The 24,118-nt window shown below is 72.7% G+C and carries 21 protein-coding genes and 1 riboswitch; of the genes, 13 read left to right on the top strand and 8 right to left on the bottom strand.

All coding sequences use genetic code 11. The features are described from left to right. Positions 1 to 8: 8 nt before the first annotated feature. On the bottom strand, positions 9 to 1,409 hold the full coding sequence (gene aroA, locus O7599_RS12155) for a 3-phosphoshikimate 1-carboxyvinyltransferase (protein ID WP_281622167.1): 1,401 nt from the start codon (positions 1,407 to 1,409) through the stop codon (positions 9 to 11). A 154-nt stretch (positions 1,410 to 1,563) separates the two neighbouring features. Then, entirely contained in the window at positions 1,564 to 2,277 is a 714-nt protein-coding gene (locus O7599_RS12150) for a M50 family metallopeptidase (protein WP_281622166.1), read from the bottom strand. An 82-nt stretch (positions 2,278 to 2,359) separates the two neighbouring features. Between O7599_RS12150 and O7599_RS12145 the strand changes: the two genes are divergently transcribed. The 9 genes from O7599_RS12145 to O7599_RS12105 all read left to right on the top strand — a co-directional run bounded on the left by O7599_RS12145 (position 2,360) and on the right by O7599_RS12105 (position 10,896). Continuing rightward, complete coding sequence (locus tag O7599_RS12145) at positions 2,360 to 3,181, top strand: SOS response-associated peptidase (RefSeq protein ID WP_281622165.1); 822 nt, start codon at positions 2,360 to 2,362, stop codon at positions 3,179 to 3,181. A 192-nt stretch (positions 3,182 to 3,373) separates the two neighbouring features. Further along, positions 3,374 to 4,006 (top strand): alpha/beta family hydrolase, encoded by a 633-nt coding sequence (locus O7599_RS12140; RefSeq protein ID WP_281622164.1) that lies wholly within the window; start codon positions 3,374 to 3,376, stop codon positions 4,004 to 4,006. A 115-nt stretch (positions 4,007 to 4,121) separates the two neighbouring features. Further along, positions 4,122 to 4,940, top strand: coding sequence for a sigma-70 family RNA polymerase sigma factor (locus O7599_RS12135; protein ID WP_281622163.1), 819 nt, complete (start codon positions 4,122 to 4,124; stop codon positions 4,938 to 4,940). Further along, positions 4,937 to 5,278, top strand: coding sequence for a mycothiol system anti-sigma-R factor (rsrA, locus tag O7599_RS12130; RefSeq protein WP_281622162.1), 342 nt, complete (start codon positions 4,937 to 4,939; stop codon positions 5,276 to 5,278). The genes O7599_RS12135 and rsrA overlap by 4 nt, the downstream gene beginning before the upstream one ends. 96 nt (positions 5,279 to 5,374) lie before the next feature. Beyond that, positions 5,375 to 6,805, top strand: a complete 1,431-nt coding sequence (locus tag O7599_RS12125; RefSeq protein WP_281622161.1) for an HD-GYP domain-containing protein — start codon at positions 5,375 to 5,377, stop codon at positions 6,803 to 6,805. Further along, complete coding sequence (locus tag O7599_RS12120; RefSeq protein ID WP_281622160.1) at positions 6,802 to 8,115, top strand: metal-dependent phosphohydrolase; 1,314 nt, start codon at positions 6,802 to 6,804, stop codon at positions 8,113 to 8,115. Before O7599_RS12125 ends, O7599_RS12120 begins: the two co-directional genes overlap by 4 nt. A gap of 164 nt (positions 8,116 to 8,279) precedes the next feature. Next, positions 8,280 to 9,272, top strand: coding sequence for a hypothetical protein (locus O7599_RS12115; protein ID WP_281622159.1), 993 nt, complete (start codon positions 8,280 to 8,282; stop codon positions 9,270 to 9,272). Between the two features lie 84 nt (positions 9,273 to 9,356). After that, the gene (gene def, locus O7599_RS12110) at positions 9,357 to 10,004 is read left to right on the top strand and encodes a peptide deformylase (RefSeq protein WP_281622158.1); all 648 of its coding nucleotides are present in this window, start codon (positions 9,357 to 9,359) and stop codon (positions 10,002 to 10,004) included. Positions 10,005 to 10,161: 157 nt separating this feature from the next. Then, positions 10,162 to 10,896 (top strand): D-Ala-D-Ala carboxypeptidase family metallohydrolase, encoded by a 735-nt coding sequence (locus O7599_RS12105; RefSeq protein ID WP_281622157.1) that lies wholly within the window; start codon positions 10,162 to 10,164, stop codon positions 10,894 to 10,896. 133 nt (positions 10,897 to 11,029) lie between these two features. On the opposite strand, the gene O7599_RS12100 is transcribed toward O7599_RS12105, so the two are convergent. The 6 genes from O7599_RS12100 to O7599_RS12075 all read right to left on the bottom strand — a co-directional run bounded on the left by O7599_RS12100 (position 11,030) and on the right by O7599_RS12075 (position 18,936). Next, positions 11,030 to 12,055: a ribonucleotide-diphosphate reductase subunit beta gene (locus tag O7599_RS12100; RefSeq protein ID WP_281622156.1), complete on the bottom strand. Its 1,026-nt coding sequence runs from the start codon at positions 12,053 to 12,055 to the stop codon at positions 11,030 to 11,032. Then, positions 12,046 to 14,478 carry a ribonucleoside-diphosphate reductase subunit alpha gene (locus O7599_RS12095; RefSeq protein ID WP_281622155.1) on the bottom strand — a complete coding sequence of 811 codons (2,433 nt, stop codon included), beginning with the start codon at positions 14,476 to 14,478 and terminating at the stop codon, positions 12,046 to 12,048. The genes O7599_RS12100 and O7599_RS12095 overlap by 10 nt, the downstream gene beginning before the upstream one ends. Before the next feature lie 161 nt (positions 14,479 to 14,639). Next, a riboswitch (cobalamin riboswitch) is annotated at positions 14,640 to 14,788 on the bottom strand. A 58-nt stretch (positions 14,789 to 14,846) separates the two neighbouring features. Then, the gene (locus tag O7599_RS12090; RefSeq protein WP_281622154.1) at positions 14,847 to 15,365 is read right to left on the bottom strand and encodes a GNAT family N-acetyltransferase; all 519 of its coding nucleotides are present in this window, start codon (positions 15,363 to 15,365) and stop codon (positions 14,847 to 14,849) included. A gap of 94 nt (positions 15,366 to 15,459) precedes the next feature. Next, positions 15,460 to 15,663, bottom strand: coding sequence for a YbdD/YjiX family protein (locus tag O7599_RS12085; protein WP_281622153.1), 204 nt, complete (start codon positions 15,661 to 15,663; stop codon positions 15,460 to 15,462). Next, positions 15,660 to 17,903, bottom strand: a complete 2,244-nt coding sequence (locus O7599_RS12080) for a carbon starvation CstA family protein (protein WP_281622152.1) — start codon at positions 17,901 to 17,903, stop codon at positions 15,660 to 15,662. Before O7599_RS12080 ends, O7599_RS12085 begins: the two co-directional genes overlap by 4 nt. A 226-nt stretch (positions 17,904 to 18,129) precedes the next feature. Continuing rightward, complete coding sequence (locus O7599_RS12075; protein WP_281622151.1) at positions 18,130 to 18,936, bottom strand: GntR family transcriptional regulator; 807 nt, start codon at positions 18,934 to 18,936, stop codon at positions 18,130 to 18,132. Between the two features lie 317 nt (positions 18,937 to 19,253). Here O7599_RS12075 and O7599_RS12070 point away from each other — a divergent pair, with 317 nt between their 5' ends. The 4 genes from O7599_RS12070 to O7599_RS12055 all read left to right on the top strand — a co-directional run bounded on the left by O7599_RS12070 (position 19,254) and on the right by O7599_RS12055 (position 24,076). Beyond that, the gene (locus tag O7599_RS12070; protein ID WP_281622150.1) at positions 19,254 to 20,540 is read left to right on the top strand and encodes an extracellular solute-binding protein; all 1,287 of its coding nucleotides are present in this window, start codon (positions 19,254 to 19,256) and stop codon (positions 20,538 to 20,540) included. Between the two features lie 90 nt (positions 20,541 to 20,630). Next, a complete protein-coding gene (locus tag O7599_RS12065) occupies positions 20,631 to 21,617 on the top strand; it encodes a sugar ABC transporter permease (RefSeq protein ID WP_281622149.1) in 987 nt (328 codons plus the stop codon). Continuing rightward, a complete protein-coding gene (locus O7599_RS12060) occupies positions 21,614 to 22,444 on the top strand; it encodes a carbohydrate ABC transporter permease (RefSeq protein WP_281622148.1) in 831 nt (276 codons plus the stop codon). The genes O7599_RS12065 and O7599_RS12060 overlap by 4 nt, the downstream gene beginning before the upstream one ends. Before the next feature lie 60 nt (positions 22,445 to 22,504). Beyond that, positions 22,505 to 24,076: a glycoside hydrolase family 3 N-terminal domain-containing protein gene (locus O7599_RS12055; protein ID WP_281622147.1), complete on the top strand. Its 1,572-nt coding sequence runs from the start codon at positions 22,505 to 22,507 to the stop codon at positions 24,074 to 24,076. Positions 24,077 to 24,118 lie beyond the last annotated feature (42 nt).

Below are 24,118 nucleotides of genomic sequence, written 5' to 3'. Positions count from 1 at the left end.
CGCGCGGGTCAGGCTCTCCGCGCGGGGGCGGCGGGCGCGCCGCCGCCGGGCCCGGCGCCGGCCCCGGTGTCCGTCCCGGCGAGGAGGCCGGCCCACATCCGGGGGAAGTCGGGCAGGGTCTTGGCGGTCGTCGCCACGTTCTCCACCTGGACACCCTTCACCACCAGGCCCAGAACCGCGCCCGCAGTGGCCATCCTGTGGTCGTCGTACGTGTGGAAGACGCCGCCGCGCAGCGGGCGCGGCCGGATCTCCAGCCCGTCCTCGGTCTCGGAGACGTCGCCCCCCAGCCCGTTGATCTCCGCGGTGAGGGCGGCGAGCCGGTCCGTCTCGTGCAGCCTCAGGTGGCCGACGCCGCGCAGCCGGGACGGCGAATCCGCCAGCGCCGCCACCGCGGCGATGCCGGGCGTCAGCTCGCCGACCTCGGAGAGGTCGATGTCGATGCCGCGCACGCCGCCTGCGGACGCGCCGGTGAAGACCAGGTCCGTGCGGTCCGCGGTGGTCACCAGCTCGCAGGAGCCGCCCATCTCCGTGAAGATCGCGCGCAACGCGTCCCCGGGCTGGGTGGTCTGCCGGGGCCAGTCGCGCATCGTGACCCGGCCGCCGGTGACGAGCGCGGCGGCCAGGAACGGCTGCGCGTTCGACAGGTCCGGCTCCACCGTGAGCTCCCGGCCCCGCAGGGATCCCGGCGCCACCCGCCACACGTGGGGCTCGCCGCCGTCCTCCGGCGCCTCCACCACGGCGCCGGCCGCCCGCAGCATCTCGACGGTCATCCGGATGTGCGGCAGCGAGGGCAGCCGGTGGCCGGTGTGCCGCAGCTCCACGCCCTTGTCGAAGCGCGGCGCGGACAGCAGCAGCGCGCTGACGAACTGCGAGGACGAGGAGGCGTCGACCTCGACCGGGCCGCCCCGCAGCGCCCCCTCGCCGTACACCGTCAGCGGCAGGGCGCCGCGGCTGCCAAGCGCGGTGTCGTCGATCCGGGCGCCGAGGGCGCGCAGCGCGTCGATGACGCCGTGCAGCGGGCGCTCGTGGCTGCGCGGGTCGCCGTCGAAGCGGACCGGGCCGTCGGCGAGGGCCGCGACGGGGGGCAGGAAGCGCATGACCGTGCCCGCGTTGCCGACGTCCACCGCGGCGTCCCCGCGCAGTCCGCCGCCCGGGGTGACGCGCCACTCCTCGGCGCCGTCCGGGCCCGCGCCCTCCTCGATGCCGACGCCGAGGGCCCCGAGGCCCCCCGCCATCAGGGCGCTGTCGCGGGAGCGCAGCGGCCTGCGCAGCAGGCCGGGCCCATCGGCGAGTGCGGCGAGCACCAGCGCCCGGTTCGTGACCGACTTCGATCCGGGCACGGTGACGGCCGCGGCCACCGGACCGGAAGCGGTCGGCGCGGGCCAGAGGCTGCTCTGCGAAGCGGTCATGGCACTCACCCTATGCGGGCCGGCCCGCCTCCCGCAGGGTCCGCCCGCCCGCCTGTGGACAACCGGCGGGGTCGGGGAAATCCGGCGGGTGCGCACAACCGCGCGAGGGGTGTGGCGGGGCGCGGGCCGGAGCGGACGCGCCGGGCCGGGCGCCTCAGAGGTCGAGCAGCCAGCGGGCGCCGCCGGCCAGGGCGCAGAGCGCGACGATGAAGAACAGGAACACCCACAGCCCCGCGGGGGTGTGGGTCAGCCGTCCCAACTGGTCGGCGTCGGACTGCGGCGCCTCGCCGCGGCGCCGTTTGCGCTGGAGCTCGAAGACCGGCCGCACGCCGCCGAGCAGCAGGAACCACACGGCCACGTACGCGAAGGCCGCCTGCACCTCCGGCTCGGTCAGCCAGGAGACGAGGAAGAACGCGGCCCCGGTCAGGACGACGGTCACCACCCCGTACGCGTTCCGGATCATCAGCAGCATCGCCGCGAGCAGGCCGATCGAGCCCCACAGCGCCGCCGTGATGCGGCCGTCGGCGAGCAGCCAGGCGCCCGCGAGGCCGAGCAGCGGCGGGGCGGTGTAGCCGGAGGCGGCGGTGAGGACCATGCCGAGGCCGGAGGGCTTGCCGCGGCTGACGGTCAGGCCGGAGGTGTCGGAGTGCAGGCGTATGCCCTCCAGGCGGCGGCCGGTCAGCACGGCGACGAGGCCGTGGCCGCCCTCGTGCGCGATGGTCACGGCGTTGCGCGCCACCCGCCATATGCCCCAGGGCAGCACGGCGGAGAGCGCCACGAGCCCCGTCACCGCGACCAGCCACTCCGAGGGGTCCGGCTGCGTGCCGACGACACGGTCCCACAGCTCGCCGAGGCTGGTTCCTTCCATGTGCCCTCCCGGTGCTCGGACGAGCAGGGTAGCCAAGGCGGCGTGTGCGGGCTGTCAGAGGGGCGTGGCAGTCTTGTCACCCATGTGCGGACGGTACGCGGCGAGCCGGAAACCCGAGGACCTCGCCAGCCTCTTCGAGGTGGAGAAGTGGGACGCGGAGGAGACCCTCGCGCCCGACTACAACGTGGCGCCGACCAAGAACGTCTACGCGGTGCTGGAGCGCCCCGAGCGGGATTCCGACGACCCCCGGCCGGTGCGGCAGTTGCGCGCGCTGCGCTGGGGCCTCGTGCCGTCCTGGGCGAAGAACCCGGACCTGGGCGTGAAGATGATCAACGCCAGGGCCGAGACCGTGCACGAGAAGCCCGCCTACCGCCGGGCGTTCGTCTCGCGGCGCTGCCTGCTGCCGGCCGACGGCTACTTCGAGTGGCTGACCTTCAAGGGCGAGCGGCAGCTTGAGGAGCAGGGCAGGAAGAAGCGCCCCCGCAAGCAGCCGTACTTCGTCACCCCGGTCGACGGCTCGGTCTTCGCGATGGCCGGGCTGTTCGAGTTCTGGCGGGACAAGACGCTGGCGGACGACGACCCGCGCGCATGGTGGGTGACGTGCACGGTGGTGACCACGGAGGCGGAGACCACGGAGCTGGCCGGCGGGGAGGCGGGGGAGTCGGGGCCGCACACCCTCGCCGACATCCACCCGCGGATGCCGCTGATGCTCCCCCCGGACCGCTGGGACGCCTGGCTCGACCCGGACAACAAGGACCCGGAGGCGCTGCGCGAGCTGCTGAGCCCGCCGCCGCCGGGGCTGCTGCGCGCGTTTCCGGTGTCGACGAAGGTGAGCGACGTGCGGAACAACGGCGCGGAGCTGGTGGAGGAGATGGCGGCGCCGGAGGAGGAGACGCTCTTCTAGGAGAGCGGGGGGCGGGGCCGTCGTACGCCGTCGCCGACGGTGGCGTACGACGCCGGGGCGCCCCGCGCGCAACGGCCCGCGGTGCGCACCGCGGGCGACCCCGGAGAGGCGCCACGCGCGCCCGCGCCGGATCTGCCGGCACTCCGCGCGGGGGCGCGGGCCGGTGCGTACCGCTCGCCTAGATTGAGGCGCGTGAAGCCCACCACCGAGACCGTCGCCACACCGCCCGGCGACGCCCGCATCACCTGGCACCGGGCCGCCCGCCCACGGCTCGTGCTCGCCCTGAGCCACGGCGCGGGCGCCGGCATCGAGGCCCGCGACCTGCGGGCGCTGGCCGCCGCGCTGCCCGCCGAGGGGGTCACCGTCGCGCTCGTCGAGCAGCCCTGGCGGGTCGCCGGCCGCAAGCTGGCGCCCGCGCCCAGGACCCTCGACGCCGGCTGGACGGCGCTGTGGCCCGCCCTGGAGAAGCCCGGCGTGCCGGTCGTCGCGGGCGGCCGGAGCGCCGGCGCCCGGGTCGCGTGCCGTACGGCCCGGGAACTCGGCGCCCGCGCGGTGCTCGCGCTGGCCTTCCCGCTGCACCCGCCGGGCAGGCCGGAGAAGTCCCGGCTGGCAGAGCTGCTCGACGCCGGGGTGCCGACCCGCGTGGTGCAGGGCGAGCGCGACCCGTTCGGCGGCCCCGCGGAGTTCCCCGCGGAGGTCGACCTCGTGCCCGTGCCGTACGCGGACCACGGCTTCGCCGTGGCCGGGAGCGCGCCACCCGACGACGCCGAGACAGCCGCCACGATCACCGCCGCCGCGGTGGAATGGCTCGCCGGCCTGCGCTGACGTCCGGCGCGGCCGGCGCCCGCGCCCGGCGGCGCCGCGGAGCCGCCCGGGAATGCGGCATCGGGGCCGTGCGTTCTCATCGGTGTACGTTCACGCGCTCGACGAAGGGAAACGCATGAGCGGGGTCGCATGCCCGTCGCGTCCGCAGCCGGAGGCAGCGGAGAAGTACTGGGCGGCGGATGTGCACGGACGTCGTCTATCCTCCGAACCGTACGGGGCCACGGGTGGCTCCACCACGGTGCTGGAGGAGGTGGGTCTCGTCACTGGGACCGACACGGGCAAGGGCGAGCCGGGCGAGGAGCCGACGGCCCCCGAGGAGACGTCCGCCGAGCGGAACGCGCGCTTCGAGCGCGACGCGCTCCAGTTCCTCGACCAGATGTACTCGGCGGCGCTGCGGATGACCCGCAACCCGGCCGACGCGGAGGACCTGGTGCAGGAGACGTACGCCAAGGCGTACGCGTCCTTCCACCAGTTCCGCGAGGGCACGAACCTCAAGGCCTGGCTCTACCGCATCCTGACCAACACGTTCATCAACTCGTACCGCAAGAAGCAGCGTGAGCCGCAGCGCAGCGCCGCCGAGGAGATCGAGGACTGGCAGCTCGCGCGCGCCGAGTCGCACATGTCGACCGGCCTGCGCTCCGCGGAGGCCCAGGCGCTCGACCATCTGCCGGACTCGGACGTGAAGGAGGCCCTCCAGGCGATCCCGGAGGAGTTCCGCATCGCGGTCTATCTGGCGGACGTCGAGGGCTTTGCCTACAAGGAGATCGCGGACATCATGGGGACACCGATCGGTACGGTCATGTCCCGGCTGCACCGCGGTCGCCGCCAGTTGCGCGGTCTCCTGGAGGACTACGCGCAGGAGCGCGGCCTGACGCCGGCGGGAGCCGGGCCGGAGTCGGCCGGGTCGCACACGGGAAAGGGTTCGGGATCATGAGCTGCGGAGACCCGCACGAGACGGATTGCTCCGAGATCCTCGACCATCTCTACGAGTATCTCGACAAGGAGATGCCGGAAGGCGACTGCGCGAAGTTCCAGGTGCACTTCGACGAGTGCAGTCCCTGTCTGGAGAAGTACGGCCTGGAGCAGGCCGTGAAGAAGCTCGTCAAGCGCTGCTGCGGGCAGGACGACGTGCCCGCGGACCTGCGCGCGAAGGTGATGGGCCGGATCGACACCATCAGGTCCGGCGACGAGGTACCGGAGCAGCCGGTGCTCGACGCCGGTGACGAGGGCCGCCCCACGTCACTCGAAGGTGCGAATCCACCCGGCTCGTAGTGTTCTTTTACGCAACTGCGCCCCATTCGGCCGTAGGTGCCGCTCTATGCTCCCCAACTCGTACGGAGTACAGCGGGGACGAGGAGCGTGGGGCGCATGGGGCAGGTGGCGCAGGTCTCCGCGGCCGGGCGCGCCTGTCTGCTGTGCGCACTGCTCGCCGCGGCGGCGTGCGCCGCCCCCGCGCTGCGGCCCGGCGCCGCGACCCCCTGGGGCACGGTGGCCCTGCTCGCCGGCGTCTACGCGGCCGGTGAACACCTCCGGCGCTGCCCGCCGCTGGCGGGCCGGGTGCCCGACGGCATCGGCGCGTTCTTCCCCGTACTCCTTGCAGGAGCGTTTCTGCTGCCGCCCGCCGCGGCGGCCCTCGTCCCTCTCCCTGGCGCGCTGACCGCCCGGATCACCGAACAGCCGGCCGCCCCGCGGCGGCTGTGGCGGGCCGCGGAACCGGCGCTCGCAAGCTGGGCGGCCGCGTACGCCGCCGGGCGCGTGCCCGGGGACGCCGGGCTCGGCGAGGCCGGCTTCCCCGAACTGCTCCCGGCCGCGCTCCTCGCGGTCGCCGCCTTCTGGGCCGTACTCACCTGCCTGGACGCCGCGATGCGCGCCGCCGCCGAGCGCCGCTCCCCGCGCGCTGCGCTCGCCGGAGCGCCCGCGGCGGCGGGCGCGTACCTCGTGCACGGGCTCGCCGGGCTGATCATGGCGATGCTCTGGCACAGCCCGCACGGACCGGCCAGCGGGCTGCTCGTGCTGCTGCCGATGGCGATCTCCTGCTGGGCGTTCGCCCAGGCCGACCGTGAGCGCGCGGCGCATCAGGCGACGATCCGGGCGCTGGTGCAGGCCGTCGACATCAAGGACCGCTACACCCGCGGGCACAGCGAGCGGGTCGGCCGCGCGTCGGTGCTCATCGCCCGCGAGCTGGGCATGGACGAGCGGCGGCAGGAGGTGCTCCGGTTCGCCGGGATCCTGCACGACGTGGGCAAGCTCGGTGTGCCGACGCGCATCCTGCGTAAGGACGGGCCGCTGACCCCCGAGGAGCGGCGGGTCATCGAGCTGCATCCGGAGTACGGGCACGAGATCGTCCGCGGCATCGGCTTCCTGGAGGAGGTGCGCGCGGCGATCCTGCACCACCACGAGCGGATGGACGGCCGCGGTTACCCGTACGGGCTCACCGGCGCGCGGATTCCGGAATACGCCCGGGTGGTGGCGGTGGCCGACGCCTTCGACGCCATGACCTCGACCCGCTCCTACCGCCGCGCGCGCGAGGTGCCCGCGGCGCTGGCGGAGCTGCGGCGGTGCGCCGGGGCGCAGTTCGACCCGCGGATGGTGCGCGCGCTGGCCGGTGCGATTGAGCGCCGCGGCTGGCACGCCGAGGTCACGGCGGACGAGCCCGCGACGATCCCGGCACCGCTGCGCGGCGGGACCGGCGGAGCCGGCGGCGGCGCGGCGGGGGACGGCGCGGCGGGCGGTGTGGCGGGCAGTACGGCGGAAGGCGCGGCGGACGGTGCCGTGGCACGCAGCGGTGGCGCCCCGTGAGCGAATCGGTTCTCCGCTCCCGCCACCGCACCCCGCCCGAGGTGCGCGTGGCGGTCGGGGCCGCCGGGGCGGTGACCGCGGCCGGGTTCTGCTGGACCCTCGCGCACGGGCTCGCCCAGCCCGGGGCCGCGCTCGCCTTCGGCCTCCTCATCGTGGTCGGCGAGGTGGCGGGCGACCACCGCGCGAGCACCCCCGCGCGCATCCCCGCGCCGCTGGCCACCGCCGGCGCGCTCGGGTACGCGCTGCTCTGCATCCCCGCGGACACGGCGGGCGGCGCCGTCCTGGAGATCGCCGCCGTCTCCTTCACGGCCACCGTCGTCGGCGCCGTCCCGCACGTCGCCCGCGGTCGCGGCCCCACCGCCGAGCACCTGGTCCGCCGGGTCCTCGGCACCGCCTTCGCCGCCGCCTGCTGCCGCCCCCTGTGCGCCGGTGCCCCGGCGGAGGGCGACGGCGCCCCGGTCGCTGGCCTCACGGCCGGACCCGTCCCCCTCTACGTACCGGCGCTGCTCGGCGTCCTCGCCCTGACCGCGCTCTGCGACGCCGTGCTCGCCGCCTGCCTCGCCCGGGCCCGCACCGGCTGGCCGTACGGCCCCCTGCTCCGCGACGAGCTGCGCGCCCTGCCCGGCGCCGGCTCCGCGATGTGCGCCACCGGCGTCGTCATCGCACTCGCCGCGCAGGTGGCCGGGGTGTGGGCGCTGCCCGTGCTGAGCCTGCCGCTGCTGCTCACCCAGGTCTCGTTCCGCCGCTACGCCGCCGTGCGCCGCACCTACCGCCAGACCATCGCCTCCCTGGCCCGCGCGACCGAGATGGCCGGCTACCACACCCCGGGCCACGCCCACCGCGTCGCCTCCCTCAGCCGGGCGATCGGCCGGGTGCGGGGGCTGACCGAGCGGGAGCTGGACGTGCTGGAGCAGGCTGCGCTCATGCACGACCTGGGCAAGCTGTCGCTGGCCGACCCCGCCCCGCCGGGGGCCGAGGGCCCCCCGGGCGCCGCCGGCCTCGCCGACCGGCGGCGCATCGCCCTGCTGGGCGGCGCGGTGGTACGGCAGACCGGCGTGGCCGCCGAGGTCGCGGTCGTCGTGGAGCGGCAGGCGGAGCCGTACCGTGACCAGCCGGTCGCGGCCCGTATCGTACGCGTGGCCGCTGCATACGACGTACTGGTGACGGGGAACGCGAAGGGTGAGGGCGCTGTCGCCACCGGGCCGCTCGCGGCCCTGGAGAGGCTGCGTCTGGCCCCTCGCGCCGAGTACGACCCGGCCGTGGTGGACGCGCTCCGGGAGGTGCTGGCGAACGGCGTGCACGCGAACTGACCGGTAAGAAGCGGGCGTACGGCACCGCGTGGTTGGATGCGGGCATAGCCCGGCACCCGAGCGGACAGGAAGTTGCGGGGAGCAACGGCGCCCCCCGGGAGAGCACGCCGTGCGGACAGGCCGCACAGTGGTCATCCTGGAGTCAAAGACGGCAGGCAGGAATCGTGAGGATCTTCGGCAGAACACGGCATCGGCCCTCCGCCTCGTGGCGGCAGGCGACCGACCGCGCGTTCACGTTGATCGGCGACGGCCGGTACGACGACGCGGGCGCGCTGCTCACCCGTGCCGCGGGCCTGGAGCCCTGGCTGTCGGAGTCGTGGTTCAACCTTGCGCTGCTGCACAAGTTCCGGCACGACTGGGAGCAGGCGCGCGCCGCGGGCCTGCGGGCCGTCGCGCTGCTCGACCGCGAGACGGGCGCGCCCGACTGGTGGAACGTCGGCATCGCCGCCACCGCGCTGCAGGACTGGCCGCTGGCGCGGCGGGCGTGGCAGGCGTACGGGCTGCGCGTGCCCGGCGGCGCCGCGCACCAGGGGGCGGCCGAGCCGCCGGAGGACATGGACCTGGGCAGCGCCGCGGTGCGGCTGTCGCCCGAGGGCGAGGCGGAGGTCGTCTGGGGCCGCCGCCTCGACCCGGCGCGGATCGAGGTGCAGAGCATCCCGCTGCCCTCGTCGGGCCGCCGCTGGGGCGAGGTCGTACTGCACGACGGGGTGCCGCACGGCGAGCGGGGCACGCTGGCTGGCCCGTCGTATCCGGTCTTCGACGAGATAGAGCTGTGGGCGCCGTCGCCGGTGCCGACGTGGGTGGTGCTGCTGGAGGCGGCCACCGAGGCGGACCGGGACGCCGTCGAGCTGCTGGCGGCCGAGGCGGGGTACGCGGCCGAGGACTGGTCGTCGTCGGTGCGGCTGCTCTGCCGCACCTGCTCGGAGAGCTGCATGCCCAGCGCCGAGGGCTCGCTGCAGGCGACCCTCGACCCGCACGACCACAGCGAGCCCGGCCAGCCGGGGCCGCTGGTGCACCGCACCGAGGACGGGCTCTGGGTGCCGGAGCGGGAGTGCGGGATAGCCGCGCCCGCGTCGCTGGTGCGCGGGCTGCTGGAGAGCTGGGCCGCGGACAGCCCGGACACCCGGGACTGGCGGGATCTGGAGGAAGTCGTCTGAGGCTGTCGGAACGTGGCCGTACCCTGGACTCCGGTCTTTTCGTGAAGCTCGTGAGGGCGGGAACCAGGAAGGCGTGCGGCGAGCATGACGCAGCAGGCGGAGCAGGAGCAGGCGGGGCGGGAAGCGGAGTCGCCGGACGTGTTCCTCGACGACGTGACGGACGCGGAGGCGCGTGAGCGCGCGGCCCGCGAGCGGGGGACGGTCAGGCCGATCACGGTGGTGGGCAATCCGGTGCTGCACCGCGAGTGCGCGGACGTGACGGAGTTCGACGACGCGCTGCGGTCGCTCGTGGACGACATGTTCGCCAGCCAGCGGGCGGCGGAGGGCGTGGGCCTCGCGGCCAACCAGATCGGCGTCGACCTCAAGGTCTTCGTCTACGACTGCCCGGACGACGACGGCGTACGGCACGTGGGCGCCGTGTGCAACCCCGTGCTGGAGGAGCTGCCCGCCGACCGCCGGCAGCTCGACGACGGCAACGAGGGATGTCTGTCGGTCCCCGGCGCGTACATGTCGCTGGCCCGCCCGGACTACGCGGTGGTGCGCGGCCGGGACCTCGACGGCAGGCCCGTCCGCGTGCACGGCACGGGCTACTTCGCCCGCTGCCTCCAGCACGAGACGGACCACCTCTACGGGCGGCTCTACATCGACCGGCTCTCCAAGCGCGAGCGCAAGGACGTCATGCAGCAGATGGCGGAGAACACCCCGCGCTACGAGACCGTCCCCAACGGCTGAGGCCCCCGCCCGCCCTCGGCCCGCCGGCGCCGTAACCGCCGCCTCTTGCGCGGCGGTTACGGCAGTGGTCGAGTCCACTGGCGAAACGGCGGCGCGTTGACCGCGCGCCCGGCGCGCGCGAGGCTCGGAGCCCCCATTCGTACGGTACGGAGGCCCCATGCTCAGACGTACGGTCAGACTCATCCTCAGCATCGCCATGATCGCGGCGGCGGGCGTCGTCGGCACGGTCGCGACCGCCGGCTCGGCGCAGGCGGACTCGTGCTACACCTGGAACCGCACGCTCTCGCAGGGCATGACCGGCGCCGACGTCACCCAGTTGCAGATCCGGGTGGCGGGGCACGTGACGTCCGGCGAGATCCTCGCCATCGACGGCAACTTCGGGCCGCGCACCAAGGCCGCCGTCGCGAAGTTCCAGAGCGCGTACGGGCTCAGCTCGGACGGCGTCGCGGGCACCAACACGTTCAACAAGATCTACAGCCTGCAGGACGCCGACTGCACCCCGGTGCACTTCACCTACGCCGAGCTGAACAAGTGCAACTCCACCTGGAGCGGTGGTGCGGTCTCCGCGGCGACGGCCAAGGAGAACGCCAAGCGCACCATGTGGAAGCTGGAGGCGATGCGGCACGCCCTGGGCGACGTCCCCATCAACATCACCAGCGGCTTCCGCTCCGTCTCGTGCAACAACGCGGTCGGCGGCGCCTCCAACAGCCAGCATCTGTACGGCACGGCGGCCGACCTCGTCGGCTCCCCGTCGTTCTGCCGGCTGGCCCAGCAGGCGCGTACCCACGGCTTCGGCGGGATCTTCGGTCCCGGCTACCCGGGCCACAACGACCACACGCACGTGGACGGCCGGTCGTCCCGCTCCTGGTCCGCCCCCTCCTGCGGCATCTGACCGCGGGAGACCGCAGCAGCACCGCAGCACGGCAGTACCGCAGCACGCAGGCACCGCGGCAACGGCGCCGCGGCGGCCGGCAGTCGCCGGCCGGACCCGCCCCCCACGGCGGGCCCGGCCGGCGCTGCGCGCCTCAGAACTCGTCGTCGAACCCGACCGAGCCCTCCACCGCCACCTGGTACGCGGACGGGCGGCGCTCGAAGAAGTTCGTCAGCTCCTGCACGTCCTGCAGCTCCATGAACGCGAACGGGTTCTGCGACCCGTACACCGGCGCGAAGCCCAGCCGGACGAGCCGCTGGTCGGCCACGCACTCCAGATACGCGCGCATCGAGTCGGTGTTCATCCCCGGCAGGCCGTCGCCGCACAGGTCGCGCGCGAACTGCAGCTCCGCCCGCACCGCCTCGTCGAGCATGTCGCGCACCTGTTGCCCCAGCTCCTCGTCGAAGAGGTCGGGCTCCTCCGCGCGGACCGTGTCGACCACGGAGAACGCGAAGTTCATGTGCATGCTCTCGTCGCGGAACACCCAGTTCGTGCCCGTCGCGAGGCCGTGCAGCAGGCCGCGGGAGCGCAGCCAGTAGACGTACGCGAACGCGCCGTAGAAGAACAGGCCCTCGATGCAGGCGGCGAAGCAGATGAGGTTGAGCAGGAAGCGGCGGCGGTCCTCCCTGGTCTCCAGCCGCTCGATGTTCTCCACCGAGTCCATCCAGCGGAAGCAGAACTGCGCCTTCTCGCGGATCGACGGGATGTTCTCCACCGCGGCGAACGCCGCGGCCCGCTCGTCCGGATCGGGGAGGTAGGTGTCGAGCAGCGTCAGATAGAACTGGACGTGCACGGCCTCCTCGAAGAGCTGGCGGGAGAGGTAGAGGCGGGCCTCGGGCGAGTTGATGTGCTTGTAGAGCGTGAGCACCAGGTTGTTCGCCACGATCGAGTCGCCGGTGGCGAAGAACGCCACGAGCCGGCCGATGAGGTGCTGTTCGCCCGGCGAGAGCTTGGCGAGGTCGGCGACGTCGGAGTGGAGGTCGACCTCCTCGACGGTCCAGGTGTTCTTGATGGCGTCCCGGTAGCGCTCGTAGAACTCCGGGTAGCGCATGGGGCGCAGGGTCAGCTCGAAGCCGGGGTCGAGCAGGTTCCTGGCGTCGGTGGCGGTGGTCACTGGCATGCCTCGCAGGTCTCGGGGTTCTCCAGGGAGCAGGCGACGGCGTCGTCGGCGTGCGGCTGCTGGACGGGCAGGGGGGCGGGGGCGGGGTGCGCGGGGGCGGCGGCGCGGGCCGAGCGGGCGATCCGGGTCGCCGGGCGCGAGCGCAGGTAGTACGTCGTCTTCAGCCCGGACTTCCAGGCGTAGGCGTACATCGAGCTGAGCTTGCCGATGGTCGGCGCGGCCATGAAGAGGTTGAGCGACTGGGCCTGGTCCAGGTAGGGCGTACGGGCCGCGGCCATGTCGATCAGCGCGCGCTGCGGCAGCTCCCACGCCGTGCGGTAGCGTGCCCGGACCTCCGCGGGGATCCACGTCAGCTCCTGTACGGACCCGTCGTGCTCGCGCAGCGCCTCGCGGGTCTGCGCGTCCCACACCCCCAGCGCCTTCAGCTCGGCCACGAGGTAGGAGTTGACCTGGAGGAACTCGCCGCTCAGCGTCTCGCGCTTGAAGAGGTTGGAGACCTGCGGCTCGATGCACTCGTAGACGCCGGCGATGGAGGCGATCGTCGCGGTCGGCGCGATGGCCAGCAGCAGCGAGTTGCGCAGGCCGGTCGCGGCGATCCGGGCGCGCAGCGCGGTCCAGCGCTCCGGCCAGGTCACGTCGGCGTCGGGATAGTGGTCGGGGTGCAGGACGCCGCGGGCGGCGCGGGTGCGGGACCAGGCCGGGTGCGCGCCGTGCCGCTCGGCGAGGTCGGCGGAGGCGGCGTACGCGGCGAGCATGATGCGCTCGGCGATCCGGGTGGACAGCGCCCGCGCCTGCGGTGAGTCGAACGGCAGCCGCAGCCGGAAGAAGACGTCCTGCAGGCCCATCACGCCCAGGCCCACGGGCCGCCAGCGGGAGTTGGACGCGGCGGCCTGGTCGGTCGGGTAGAAGTTGATGTCCACGACGCGGTCGAGGAACGTCACGGCGGTACGGACCGTGGCGTCCAGCTTCTCCCAGTCCATCGCCTCCTCCCAGCCGGTGGTTTCGTCGAGGGGGGCGCCCAGGTGCGCGGCGAGGTTGACCGAGCCGAGGTTGCACACCGCGGTCTCGCCGTCGTCCGAGACCTCCAGGATCTCGGTGCACAGGTTCGAGGAGTGCACGACGGCGCCGGGCTCCGCGGTCTGGTTGGCGGTGCGGTTGGCGGCGTCCTTGAACGTCATCCAGCCGTTGCCGGTCTGCGCGAGGGTACGCATCATCCGGCCGTACAACTGCCGGGCGGGGACCTGCTTGACGTACCGCCCCTCGGCCTCCGCGCGGGCGTACGCGGCGTCGAACTCCGCGCCGTACAGGTCGGCCAGCTCGGGCACCTCGGCGGGGGAGAACAGCGACCAGGTGCCGTCGGCCTCGACGCGGCGCATGAACTCGTCCGGGATCCAGTGCGCGAGGTTGAGGTTGTGGGTGCGGCGGGCCTCCTCGCCGGTGTTGTCGCGCAGCTCCAGGAACTCCTCGACGTCGGCGTGCCAGGGCTCCAGGTAGACGCACGCGGCGCCCTTGCGCTTGCCGCCCTGGTTCACGGCGGCGACGGAGGCGTCCAGGGTGCGCAGGAACGGGACGATGCCGTTCGAGTGGCCGTTGGTGCCGCGGATCAGCGAGCCGCGGGAGCGGACCCGGGTGAAGGGGATACCGATGCCGCCGGAGTGCTTGGACAGCCGGGCGACCTGGTGGTAGCGCTCGTAGATCGAGTCCAGCTCGTCGAGGGGGGAGTCCAGCAGGTAGCAGGACGACATCTGCGGGTGGCGGGTGCCGGAGTTGAAGAGCGTGGGGGAGGAGGGCAGGTAGCCGAGGCGGCTCATCAGCCCGTACAGCTCGGCGACTTCGGCCAGCGCGGCGTCGGACTCGTCCGCGGCGAGACCGCAGGCGACGCGCAGGAAGAAGTGCTGGGCGGTCTCGATGACGGCGCGCTCGGTGGGGTGGCGCAGCAGGTAGCGGGTGTAGACCGTGCGCAGGCCGAAGTAGCCGAAGAGGTCGTCGCGGCCCTCGGCGACGGCCTCGTCCACCAGGGCGTCGAGACGGGCGGCGTGCCGCCGGACGAAGGCGGCGGTGGCGTCGGCGACGATGCCCTCGCGGTGGCCCACGGCGATCGCGGCGGAGAAGCCGGTGGCGCCCTGGGCGGCGGCCTCCTCGGCGACGGCGCGGGTCAGCAGCCGCGCGGCCAGCCGCGAGTACTCCGGCTCCTCGGCGATCAGCGCCGCCGCGGCCTCGGTGGCCAGCTCCCGCAACTCGGCCGCGCCGGAGCCCGGGTGCCGGCCGCGCAGGGCGCCGGCGGCGACCCGGGCGGGGTCGGTGGCGGGCAGGTCGGCGGTCAGCTCGGCGAGCGTGCGGGTGAGCGCGGCGGCCGGGCCGTCGTCGGCACGGGGGGTGACTGAGGCGGGCTCCGTAAGCGCGGCCGGTGGTGCGATCGTCAAGATGCTGCTCTCCCTCGCTCGGCGGGGCCGCGCGGGAGAGGCTGCGGTACGGGCGCACGCGGGCAACCCACGGCGCGCGGGGCGCGCGTGGGCGGTCCCCCCGTCCGAACACCGCCGGAGGCGGACCCGCTTGCGTCCGTGAGCCCAATCCACGAGACCCGGACGTCATCGATGGCTGCCGGAGGTTCTCGGGCTCACGACGCACGGGCCCCGCCGGCGCGTGGCAGGCATGGCCGTACATCGCTTACCGTTGCGGGACAGCTCCGGACTTCCACCGGATTCCCCTGCGTCGGCAGCTAGGACGAGCATACATCTAGTGGCTCGTCTGGGAAGCACCCCTATATGTTGTGCCGCGTGTCGGCCGGGCGTCAGAGGTCCGCGACGAAGGCCCAGAGCGGCAGATCGGGCAGCGGGTACCAGTCACGCTCGGGGGTGCGGACGAACCCCAGCCGCCCGTACAGCCGGTGGGCCGGGGCCATGTCCGGGGTGCTGGACAGCACCATCCGGCGCGCGCCCAGCTCCCGGGCGCGGTCCAGACAGGCCCGGACGAGCGCCTCGCCCACGCCCCGGCCGCGCGCCTCCCGGGCCACCGCCAGCATCCGGAACTCGCCCTCTCCGGCTCCGCTCAGCTCCGCGAACGGCGACCCCGCGGTCACGAATGTCACACTGCCCAGCAGCCGCCCGCCCTCCGCCCGGCCGTCGCCGTCGACCGCGACCAGCACCTCCGCGCGCTCGGCCGTGGCCCGGCGGCGCACGTCGCGCAGCTCGTGCACATACCCGTCGTCCTCGCCGAACGTCAGCAGCCCGTCCGCCAGATACGCCCCTGCGACCAGCTCGCCCGCCCGCTCGTACTCCTCCGGCCGCACCGGCCGCACCGTGAAGTCCATGCTCCGAGTCTGCCCTGCCCCACCGACAACGGGCCGCCGCCCCCGGAATCCGGGGACGGCGGCCCGTACGCCTGCGGCATCCGCCGCGCCGTGCTCAGCAGCAGCGGAAGCCCTTGCGCGGGTCGTCGCCCGCGTCGGTGCGCATCCGCTCGAACTCGCGCCGGCTGGGCACCCGAGCCTCCGGATCGTGGCCGCGCAGATGCTCCACGTAGCGCTCGTACGCCGTGTCGCCGATCACCTCGCGGACGTACCACCAGACCTTGCGCCCCGCCGCCGCCAGCGCCGCCGTCGCCGTCACGAGCCACCTCCGTCCCGCGAACCGCCGCCACCACCGGCACCGTCGCCGCCCGGTCCGGTGCCCGGCCTGAAGCCGCCGCCGCTGCCCAGCCCGGCCGCGGCCAGCTCCTCCTTCTCCTCCTTGGTCGCGATCAGTTGCGCCGGAGCGATGTACGACGACTCGTGGTACGGCTCCTCGTTGCTGACCACCGACTCCGGGTTGCGCAGCGACTTCACGCACACCCGGGCCGCGTCCAGGATCACGACGACCACCAGCAGCGCGAAGACCGCGGACAGCACCCCGTCGACCGTCGTGTTCGTCACCACGGTGTCCATTTCGTCCATGTTGGTCGCGGGTGGCAGCACCTCGCCTTGGTCCCTGGCCTCCCGGTAGACGGAGCCCTGCTCGAAGAAGCCCACGCGAGGGTCTTCGGAGAACACCTTCTGCCAGCTCGCCGTGAGCGTGACCACCGCGACCCAGAGCAGCGGGATGCCCGTCACCCAGGCCCACTTCAGCCGCCCCGACTTGATCAGCAGGGTGGTACAGATCGTCAGCGCCACCGCGCCGAGCAACTGGTTGGTGATGCCGAAGAGCGGGAAGAGCTGGTTGATGCCGCCGAGGGGGTCGTTCACGCCGACCCACAGGAAGTAGCCCCACAGGCCCACGACCACCGCGCTGGTGGCGATGAGCCCCGGCCACCAGCTCACGCGCTTGAGCGGCTTGTAGATGTTGCCGAGGGTGTCCTGCAGCATGAAGCGGCCCACCCGGGTGCCCGCGTCCAGCGCGGTCAGGATGAACAGCGCCTCAAACATGATCGCGAAGTGGTACCAGAACGCCTTGAGGCTGTCCCCGGTCACGTTGGAGAAGATCTCCGAGACGCCCAGGGCGAACGTCGGCGCGCCGCCGGTACGGGACAGCAGCGTCGACTCCTCGACGGAGTCGGCCGCCGCCTGCAGGGCCGCGGGCGTGATCTCGTACCCGAAGCCCTGGATCGCCTGCGACGCCGACTGCGCGGTGTCGCCGATCACCGTGGGCGCCGAGTTCATCGCGAAGTACAGCCCGGGGTCCAGCACGCAGGCGGCGATCATCGCCACGATGGCGACCGACGACTCCATCAGCATGGAGCCGTAGCCGATCATCCGTACCTGCGTCTCCTTCTGCACCATCTTCGGCGTGGTGCCGGACGAGATGAGGGAGTGGAAGCCGGACAGGGCGCCGCAGGCGATGGTGATGAAGACGAACGGGAACAGCGAGCCGGCGAAGACCGGCCCCGTGCCCTCGCCGGCGAAGTCGGTGACGCCCTCCATCTTCAGTGTCGGCGCGGCCACGATCACGCCGATGAACAGCATCGCGATGGTGCCGAGTTTCATGAACGTCGACAGGTAGTCGCGCGGCGCGAGCAGCATCCACACCGGCAGCACCGAGGCGATGAAGGCGTAGATCACCATCCAGATGACCAGCGACTCCTTGCTCAGCGTGAACGTGTCCGCAAGCGAGGACTCGGCCACCCAGCGCCCCGCGACCAGCGCGAGCATCAGCAGCGCAACCCCGATCAGCGACACCTCGGCGACCCGGCCCGGCCGGAACACCCGCAGGTAGAAGCCCATGAACAGGGCGATCGGGATCGTCATGCCGATGGAGAAGGTGCCCCAGGGCGACTCCGCCAGTGCGTTGACGACGACCAGTGCCAGCACCGCCAGCAGGATGATCATGATCGCGAAGACGGCGATCAGCGCGGCGGCACCGCCCACCGGGCCGATCTCCTCGCGCGCCATCTGGCCGAGCGAACGGCCGTTGCGGCGGGTGGAGAAGAACAGCACCACCATGTCCTGGACCGCGCCCGCGAAGATCACGCCCGCGACGATCCAGATCGTGCCCGGCAGGTAGCCCATCTGCGCCGCCAGCACCGGGCCGACCAGCGGGCCGGCGCCGGAGATCGCGGCGAAGTGGTGGCCGAAGAGCACCCGCCGGTCGGTCGGCTGGAAGTCGATGCCGTTGTCGAGCCGTTCGGCGGGGGTGGCCCGGGTCTTGTCGGCCTTGAGCACGCGGTAGGCGATGAACTTCGAGTAGAAGCGGTAGCCGATGGCGTACGAGCCGAGGGCCGCGGCGACCATCCAGGCCGCGGAGACCTCCTCGCCCCGGGAGAGCGCCAGCACGGTCCAGCCGAGCGCGCCCACCAGGGCGACGGCGGTCCAGAGGATCACGCTCTTCGGTTCCGGACGCGGCTTTCGCGGCGCGTCCGGGGGTGCTTGCACAGTCATGGCGGCTCCGTCCCCTGAGCTCTCAATCTCTTGCAATGCGCTCGAAATGTAGAGCAGGGGCAGGCCGCCGTCACTAGGGTGTGCCGTCGCTATCCGATCACGAAAGTCCCCGGCAGGGGCGCTGCGGCGGCTGCCGGGCCCGTACGGGCCCGGGGGCGCGGCCCGCACCGGGGCCGCGCGGCGGCGGGCCGGGCGACTGCGCCGGGCCCGCCGCCGGGGTGCCGGCTCAGCCCACGGGGCGGCGCAGGCGGGCGACGAACTTGTAGCGGTCGCCGCGGTAGACCGAGCGGACCCACTCCACCGGCTCGCCGTGCGTGTCGAGGGAGTGGCGCGAGAGCATCAGCATCGGCAGGCCGGTGTCCGTGCCCAGCAGGCCCGCCTCGCGGGGGGTGGCGAGCGACGTCTCGATGGTCTCCTCGGCCTCGGCGAGGTGGACGTCGTAGACCTCGGCGAGCGCGGTGTAGAGGGAGGAGTGCTTGACGAGGCTGCGGCGCAGCGCGGGGAAGCGCTTCGCCGACAGGTGGGTGGTCTCGATGGCCATCGGCTCGCCGTTGGCCAGGCGCAGCCGCTCGATCCGCAGCACGCGCCCGCCGGGGGTGATGTCGAGCCGCTCGGCGAGCTGGTCGCCGGCGGTGACGTAGCCGATGTCCAGGAGCTGCGAGGTGGGTTCGAGGCCCTGGGCGCGCATGTCCTCGGTGTATGAGGTCAGTTGGAGGGCCTGCGAGACCTTGGGCTTGGCCACGAACGTGCCCTTGCCCTGGATCCGCTCCAGCCGCCCCTCCACGACCAGCTCCTGCAGTGCTTGGCGCACGGTCGTACGGGACGTGTCGAACTCGGAGGCGAGCGTGCGCTCCGGCGGCACCGGGGTGCCGGGGGGCAGGGTCTCGGTCATCTCCAGCAAGTGCCGCTTGAGCCGGTAGTACTTGGGCACGCGGGTGGTCCGCCCGGTGCTCCCCCCGGCGCGTCCCGGCTCGTCGGCTGCCGGTACCGTCGCAGCCGACGTTCCCTCGGCCGGTCCGGCGTTCGTCCTCATGACTCCTCCGTCTGGTAGCGGCTCACATCCTGGCACGGCTCGTCACCCGTCGGTGCACGCGCGGGGCGACGGGATAGCTCACATGTCGGTCCGGTAACGGAAGCCGAACCAGCAGGCCGCACACCCTTGACACCCTCATTGGTCTAGGCCAGGCTTCGTTCCACGATTGGTCCAGACCAAGACCGTCAACCTGGTCTAAACCATTAAAGACCACAAGTCCACTCCACGGGCAGGGTCCGGGAGCAAGGACTTTTCGGTGGCGAATCGCTGGCGAAAGACGGCAGGGGGGCGTGGGCCGGCATGTTGAGGAGGGTGACGTGAAGCGCACGGCGGTAGCGGTGCTGGCGGCGGCTGGCCTGGTGGCAAGCCTCGCCGCCTGCGGTTCTGACGATGATGGCGGAGACGGCGACAAGGGCGGTGGCCCCGGGTCGTTCAAGGGCGAGACGCTCACCTTCTGGGCCATGGACGGCTCCACACCGGACGACTGGCTGAAGGACGTCCAGGCCGAATTCGAGAAGAAGACGGGCGCGAAGCTCGAATACAAGGTGCAGCAGTGGAACGGCATTCAGCAGAAGCTGACCACCGCGCTGTCCGAGGAGAGCCCGCCCGACGTGATCGAGGTCGGCAACACCCAGACGCCCGCCTACGCGGCGACCGGCGGTCTGGCCGACCTGACCGAGCTGAAGGACGAGATCGGCACCGAGTGGACCGAGTCCCTCAACGAGTCGTCGGTCTACGAGGGCGCGCAGTACGCCGTGCCGTGGTTCTTCGCCAACCGCGTCGTGATGTACAACAAGTCGATCTTCAAGGAAGCCGGCGTCACGGAGATCCCCAAGACCCGTGACGACCTCTTCGCCGCGTTCGACAAGATCGAGAAGAACACCGACGCCGAGCCGATCTACATGCCCGGCCAGAACTGGTACTTCTTCGACGGCCTGCTCATCGGCCAGGACGCCGAGCTGGTGAAGCAGGACGGCGACAAGTGGGTCTCCAACCTCGCCGACCCCAAGGTCGGCCAGGCCATGGAGATCTACAAGCAGTACGCCGACTACTCCACCGCGCCCAAGGACAAGGACGAGGCCACCCCGCAGCAGGGCGAGGTCTTCGGCAAGGGCGAGACCGGCGCGATCATCGGCATGGGCTGGGAGTCCGGCATCGCGATCGAGGCCAGCAAGGACAAGAACTTCGAGAAGGAGATCGGCTACTTCACCATCCCCGGTGAGACCGCCGACACCCCCGAGAGCGTCTTCCTCGGCGGCTCCAACCTGGCCGTCGCCGCGGGCAGCGACAAGCAGGAACTCGCCCAGGAGTTCCTGAAGATCGTGCTCTCCGACAAGCACGAGGGCGCCCTCGCGGCCGCCAACGGCGTGATCCCCAACAAGGAATCGCTGCTGTCGAAGCTGGAGGGCAACGAGGCGGCCGAGGCCGCGGCGCCCGCCGCCGCCGTCGGCGGCACCACGCCGCTCATCCCGGAGTGGGGCGCGGTGGAGAACACCCCCAACCCCATCAAGTCCTACATGACCGCCTTCCTCAACGGTGACTCCCACGAGGAAGCGGCCGCGTCGGTCGAGAGCGATCTGAACGAGCGCCTGGCGCAGGAGTAAGTGTCACCGGGCGGGCGGGACCGGGTGAGCCCCGGCCCCGCCCGCACCCGCGGGTCCGAAACCACCTCGTCCCGAAGAGATCGCCGCATCATGACTGTGCAGATACCGAGGCCGGCCGCCGAGAAGGTCAAAGGCCGCACCCGTACGCCACAACCCCCACCGCCGGGACGCCACCGCAAGTCCCAGGGAACGTCCGGCACCCTCCCGTACCTGCTGCTGCTGCCCGCGCTGGCGATCACCGCGGTGCTGCTGGGCTATCCGCTGGTGAAGAACGGCATCCTGTCGTTCCAGCAGCTCGGCATGAAGGAGCTGATCCAGCACCTCACGGTCTGGAACGGCTTCGACAACTACACCGACGTCCTCGGCGGCGAGGACTTCTGGCGCGTCACGCTCCGGACGGTGGTCTTCACCTCCATCAACGTGACGCTCATCATGGTGCTGGGCACCCTGGTCGGGCTGCTGCTCGCCCGGCTCGGCCGCAAGATGCGGCTCACCCTGCTGATGGCGCTCGTGCTCGCCTGGGCGATGCCCATCATCGCGGCCACCACCGTCTACCAGTGGCTGTTCGCCGAGCGCTACGGCGTCGTCAACTGGATCCTGGACAAGCTCGGCTGGCACTCCATGGCCGACTACTCCTGGACCAGCAGCCAGTTCTCCACCTTCTTCGTGATCACGGTGATGCTCGTCTGGACGTCGATCCCGTTCGTGGCGATCAACCTCTACGCCGCCACGACGACGATCGCCAAGGAGCTGTACGAGGCCGCGGGGCTCGACGGCGCCGGCGCCTGGCGCACGTTCACCTCGGTGACCCTGCCCTTCATCAAGCCGTTCCTCATCGCGACCACGTTCCTGGAGATCATCTGGATCTTCAAGGCGTTCCCGCACGTCTACGCGATCAACGGCGGCGGTCCCGACCGGCTCACCGAGACGCTCCCCGTCTACGCCTTCGTCGAGGGCGTCGGCAACCAGCACTACGGCATGGGCGCGGCGATCTCCGTGCTCACGATCCTGGTGCTGATGGGGCTGACGTCGTACTACATCCGCATGGCCCTGAAGCAGGAGAGGGAAGACTCGTGAGGCGCTCGTTCATCGGCCGCTTCTGGCCCAACGCGACGGCCATGGTGCTGTTCGTCATCTTCCTCTTCCCCGTGTACTGGATGTTCGCCACGTCCTTCAAGCCGACCGGCGACATCATCAGCGAGGACCCGGTCTGGTTCCCCCTGGACCCCACCTTCGAGCACTACCGCACGGCCTTCGACGCCGACAACTTCTGGAACTTCTGGAAGAACTCGCTCACGGTGACCCTGCTGGCGGTCGGCTTCTCGCTGCTCATCGCGCTGCTGGCGTCGTTCGCCATCGCGCGGATGCGCTTCCGCGGCCGTACCGGCATCATCCTGGTGTTCATGTTCGCGCAGATGGCCCCCTGGGAGGTCATGGTCATCTCCGTGTACATGCTGGTGCGCGACGCCGACATGCTGAACAGCCTCGTGCCACTCACGCTCTTCTACACCGTGATGGTGCTGCCGCTGACCCTCCTGACCCTGCGCACCTACGTGGCCGCGGTGCCCAAGGACCTGGAGGAGGCGGCCATGGTCGACGGCGCCAGCCGCACCCAGGCGTTCCGCAAGGTGATCTTCCCGCTGCTGGCGCCGGGCCTGATGGCCACCTCGCTCTTCGGCTTCATCACCGCCTGGAACGAGTTCCCGATGGTGCTGGTCCTCAACAAGGAGGCCGAGGCGCAGACCCTGCCGCTGTGGCTGTCGCAGTTCCAGACCAACTTCGGCGACGACTGGGGCGCCACCATGGCCGCCGCGTCGCTGTTCTCCCTGCCCATCCTGCTGCTCTTCCTGTACCTGCAGCGCAAGGTCACCTCCGGCCTCACCACCGGGGCCGTGAAGGGCTGACGCACCACCTCGTAAGCTGCGGCGGAACGACCCGCCGCGGGAAGGGACAGCACGACGGCCATGACGACACTCGCAGGGAGCACCGACACCCTGACCCGGGACGCCCTCGCCGTACTGCAGCCGAGCTTCCTGGGCACCGAGCCCCCGGACTGGGTGCTGCGCCGCCTCGACGAGGGCCTGACCGGCGTCGGGCTCTTCGGCCGCAACGTCGAGAACCCCGAGCAGGTCGCCCGGCTCACCGCGCGGCTGCGCGCCGCCCGGCCCGACGTGCTGGTGGCGATGGACGAGGAGGGCGGCGACGTCACCCGCCTCGAAGTGCGCACCGGCTCCTCGTTCCCCGGCAACCTCGCCCTCGGCGCCGTCGACGACCCCGGGCTGACCCGGGCCGTCGCCCGGGAGCTGGGCCGCCGCCTCGCCGAGGTCGGCGTCAACCTCGACTGGGCGCCGTCCGCCGACGTCAACTCCAACCCCGACAACCCCGTCATCGGCGCGCGCTCCTTCGGCGCCGACCCCGCGCTCGTCGCCCGGCACACCGCCGCGTACATCGAGGGCCTCCAGGACGCGGGCGTCAGCGCCTGCGCGAAGCACTTCCCCGGCCACGGCGACACCAACGTCGACTCGCACCACGCGATGCCGCGCATCGACGTCCCCGTCGACGTGCTGCGCGAGCGCGAACTGGTGCCGTTCCGGGCCGCGGTCGCGGCCGGCACCAAGGCCGTGATGAGCGCGCACATCCTGCTGCCCGCCCTGCGTACCGACCTGCCCGCCACCGTCAGCCCCGCGGTGCTCACCGGCCTGCTGCGCGCCCCCGTCGCCGACGGCGGGCTCGGCTTCACCGGACTGATCATCACGGACGCCCTGGAGATGCGGGCCATCGCCGCGACGTACGGCATCGAGGGCGGTGCGGTACGGGCCGTCGCGGCCGGCGCCGACGCGATGTGCATCGGCGCCCGCGGGGACGAGGAGATCGTGCTGCGCACCCGCGACGCCCTGGTGGCGGCGGTGCGCGCCGGGGACCTGCCCGAGGAGCGGCTCGCGGACGCCGCCGCCCGGGTACGGGCGCTGGCGGCCTGGTCGGCGGAGACGGCGTCCGGCGCGGTGGAGGGGATCGCGCCGGACCCCGGTGTCGGCCAGGCCGCGGCGCGCCGGGCGCTGCGCGTCACGGGCGCCGCGGGCTACGAGCCGCCGGCCGGCCCGGTGTACGTCGCGGGGTTCACGCCGGTGGCCAGCATCGCGGTGGGGCAGGAGACCCCGTGGGGCGTCGGCGCGGAGCTGGAGCGCGAGCTGCCCGGCACCGAGTCCGCGGTCTTCGACGGCTCGGCCCTGGGCGCCGAGGGCGGCGCGAGCGGGGACGCGGCGAGCCGGGAGGGTTTGTCGGCGCTGACCGCAAATGTGCTCGCGGCGGCCGGTGATCGTAGGATCGTCGCAGTGGTACGCGACGTCCACCGCCACCCCTGGATGGCGGACGCGCTCGACGCCCTGCTCGCCGCCCGTCCCGACACCGTCGTGGTGGAGATGGGCGTGCCGCAGGCGCCGCCGCGCGGGGCGCCGCACATCGCGACCCACGGTGCCGCCCGCGTCTGCGGACGCGCCGCCGCGGAGGTCATCACCGGCAAGGGCGCCGGGGCCTGACCGCCACCCCCGGATCACCTGACACCGCACTACGGAGGCAAC

It is taken from the genome of Streptomyces sp. WMMC500 (assembly GCF_027497195.1).
Taxonomy (GTDB): Bacteria; Actinomycetota; Actinomycetes; order Streptomycetales; family Streptomycetaceae; genus Streptomyces.
This window is presented reverse-complemented; position numbering and strand designations above follow the sequence as displayed.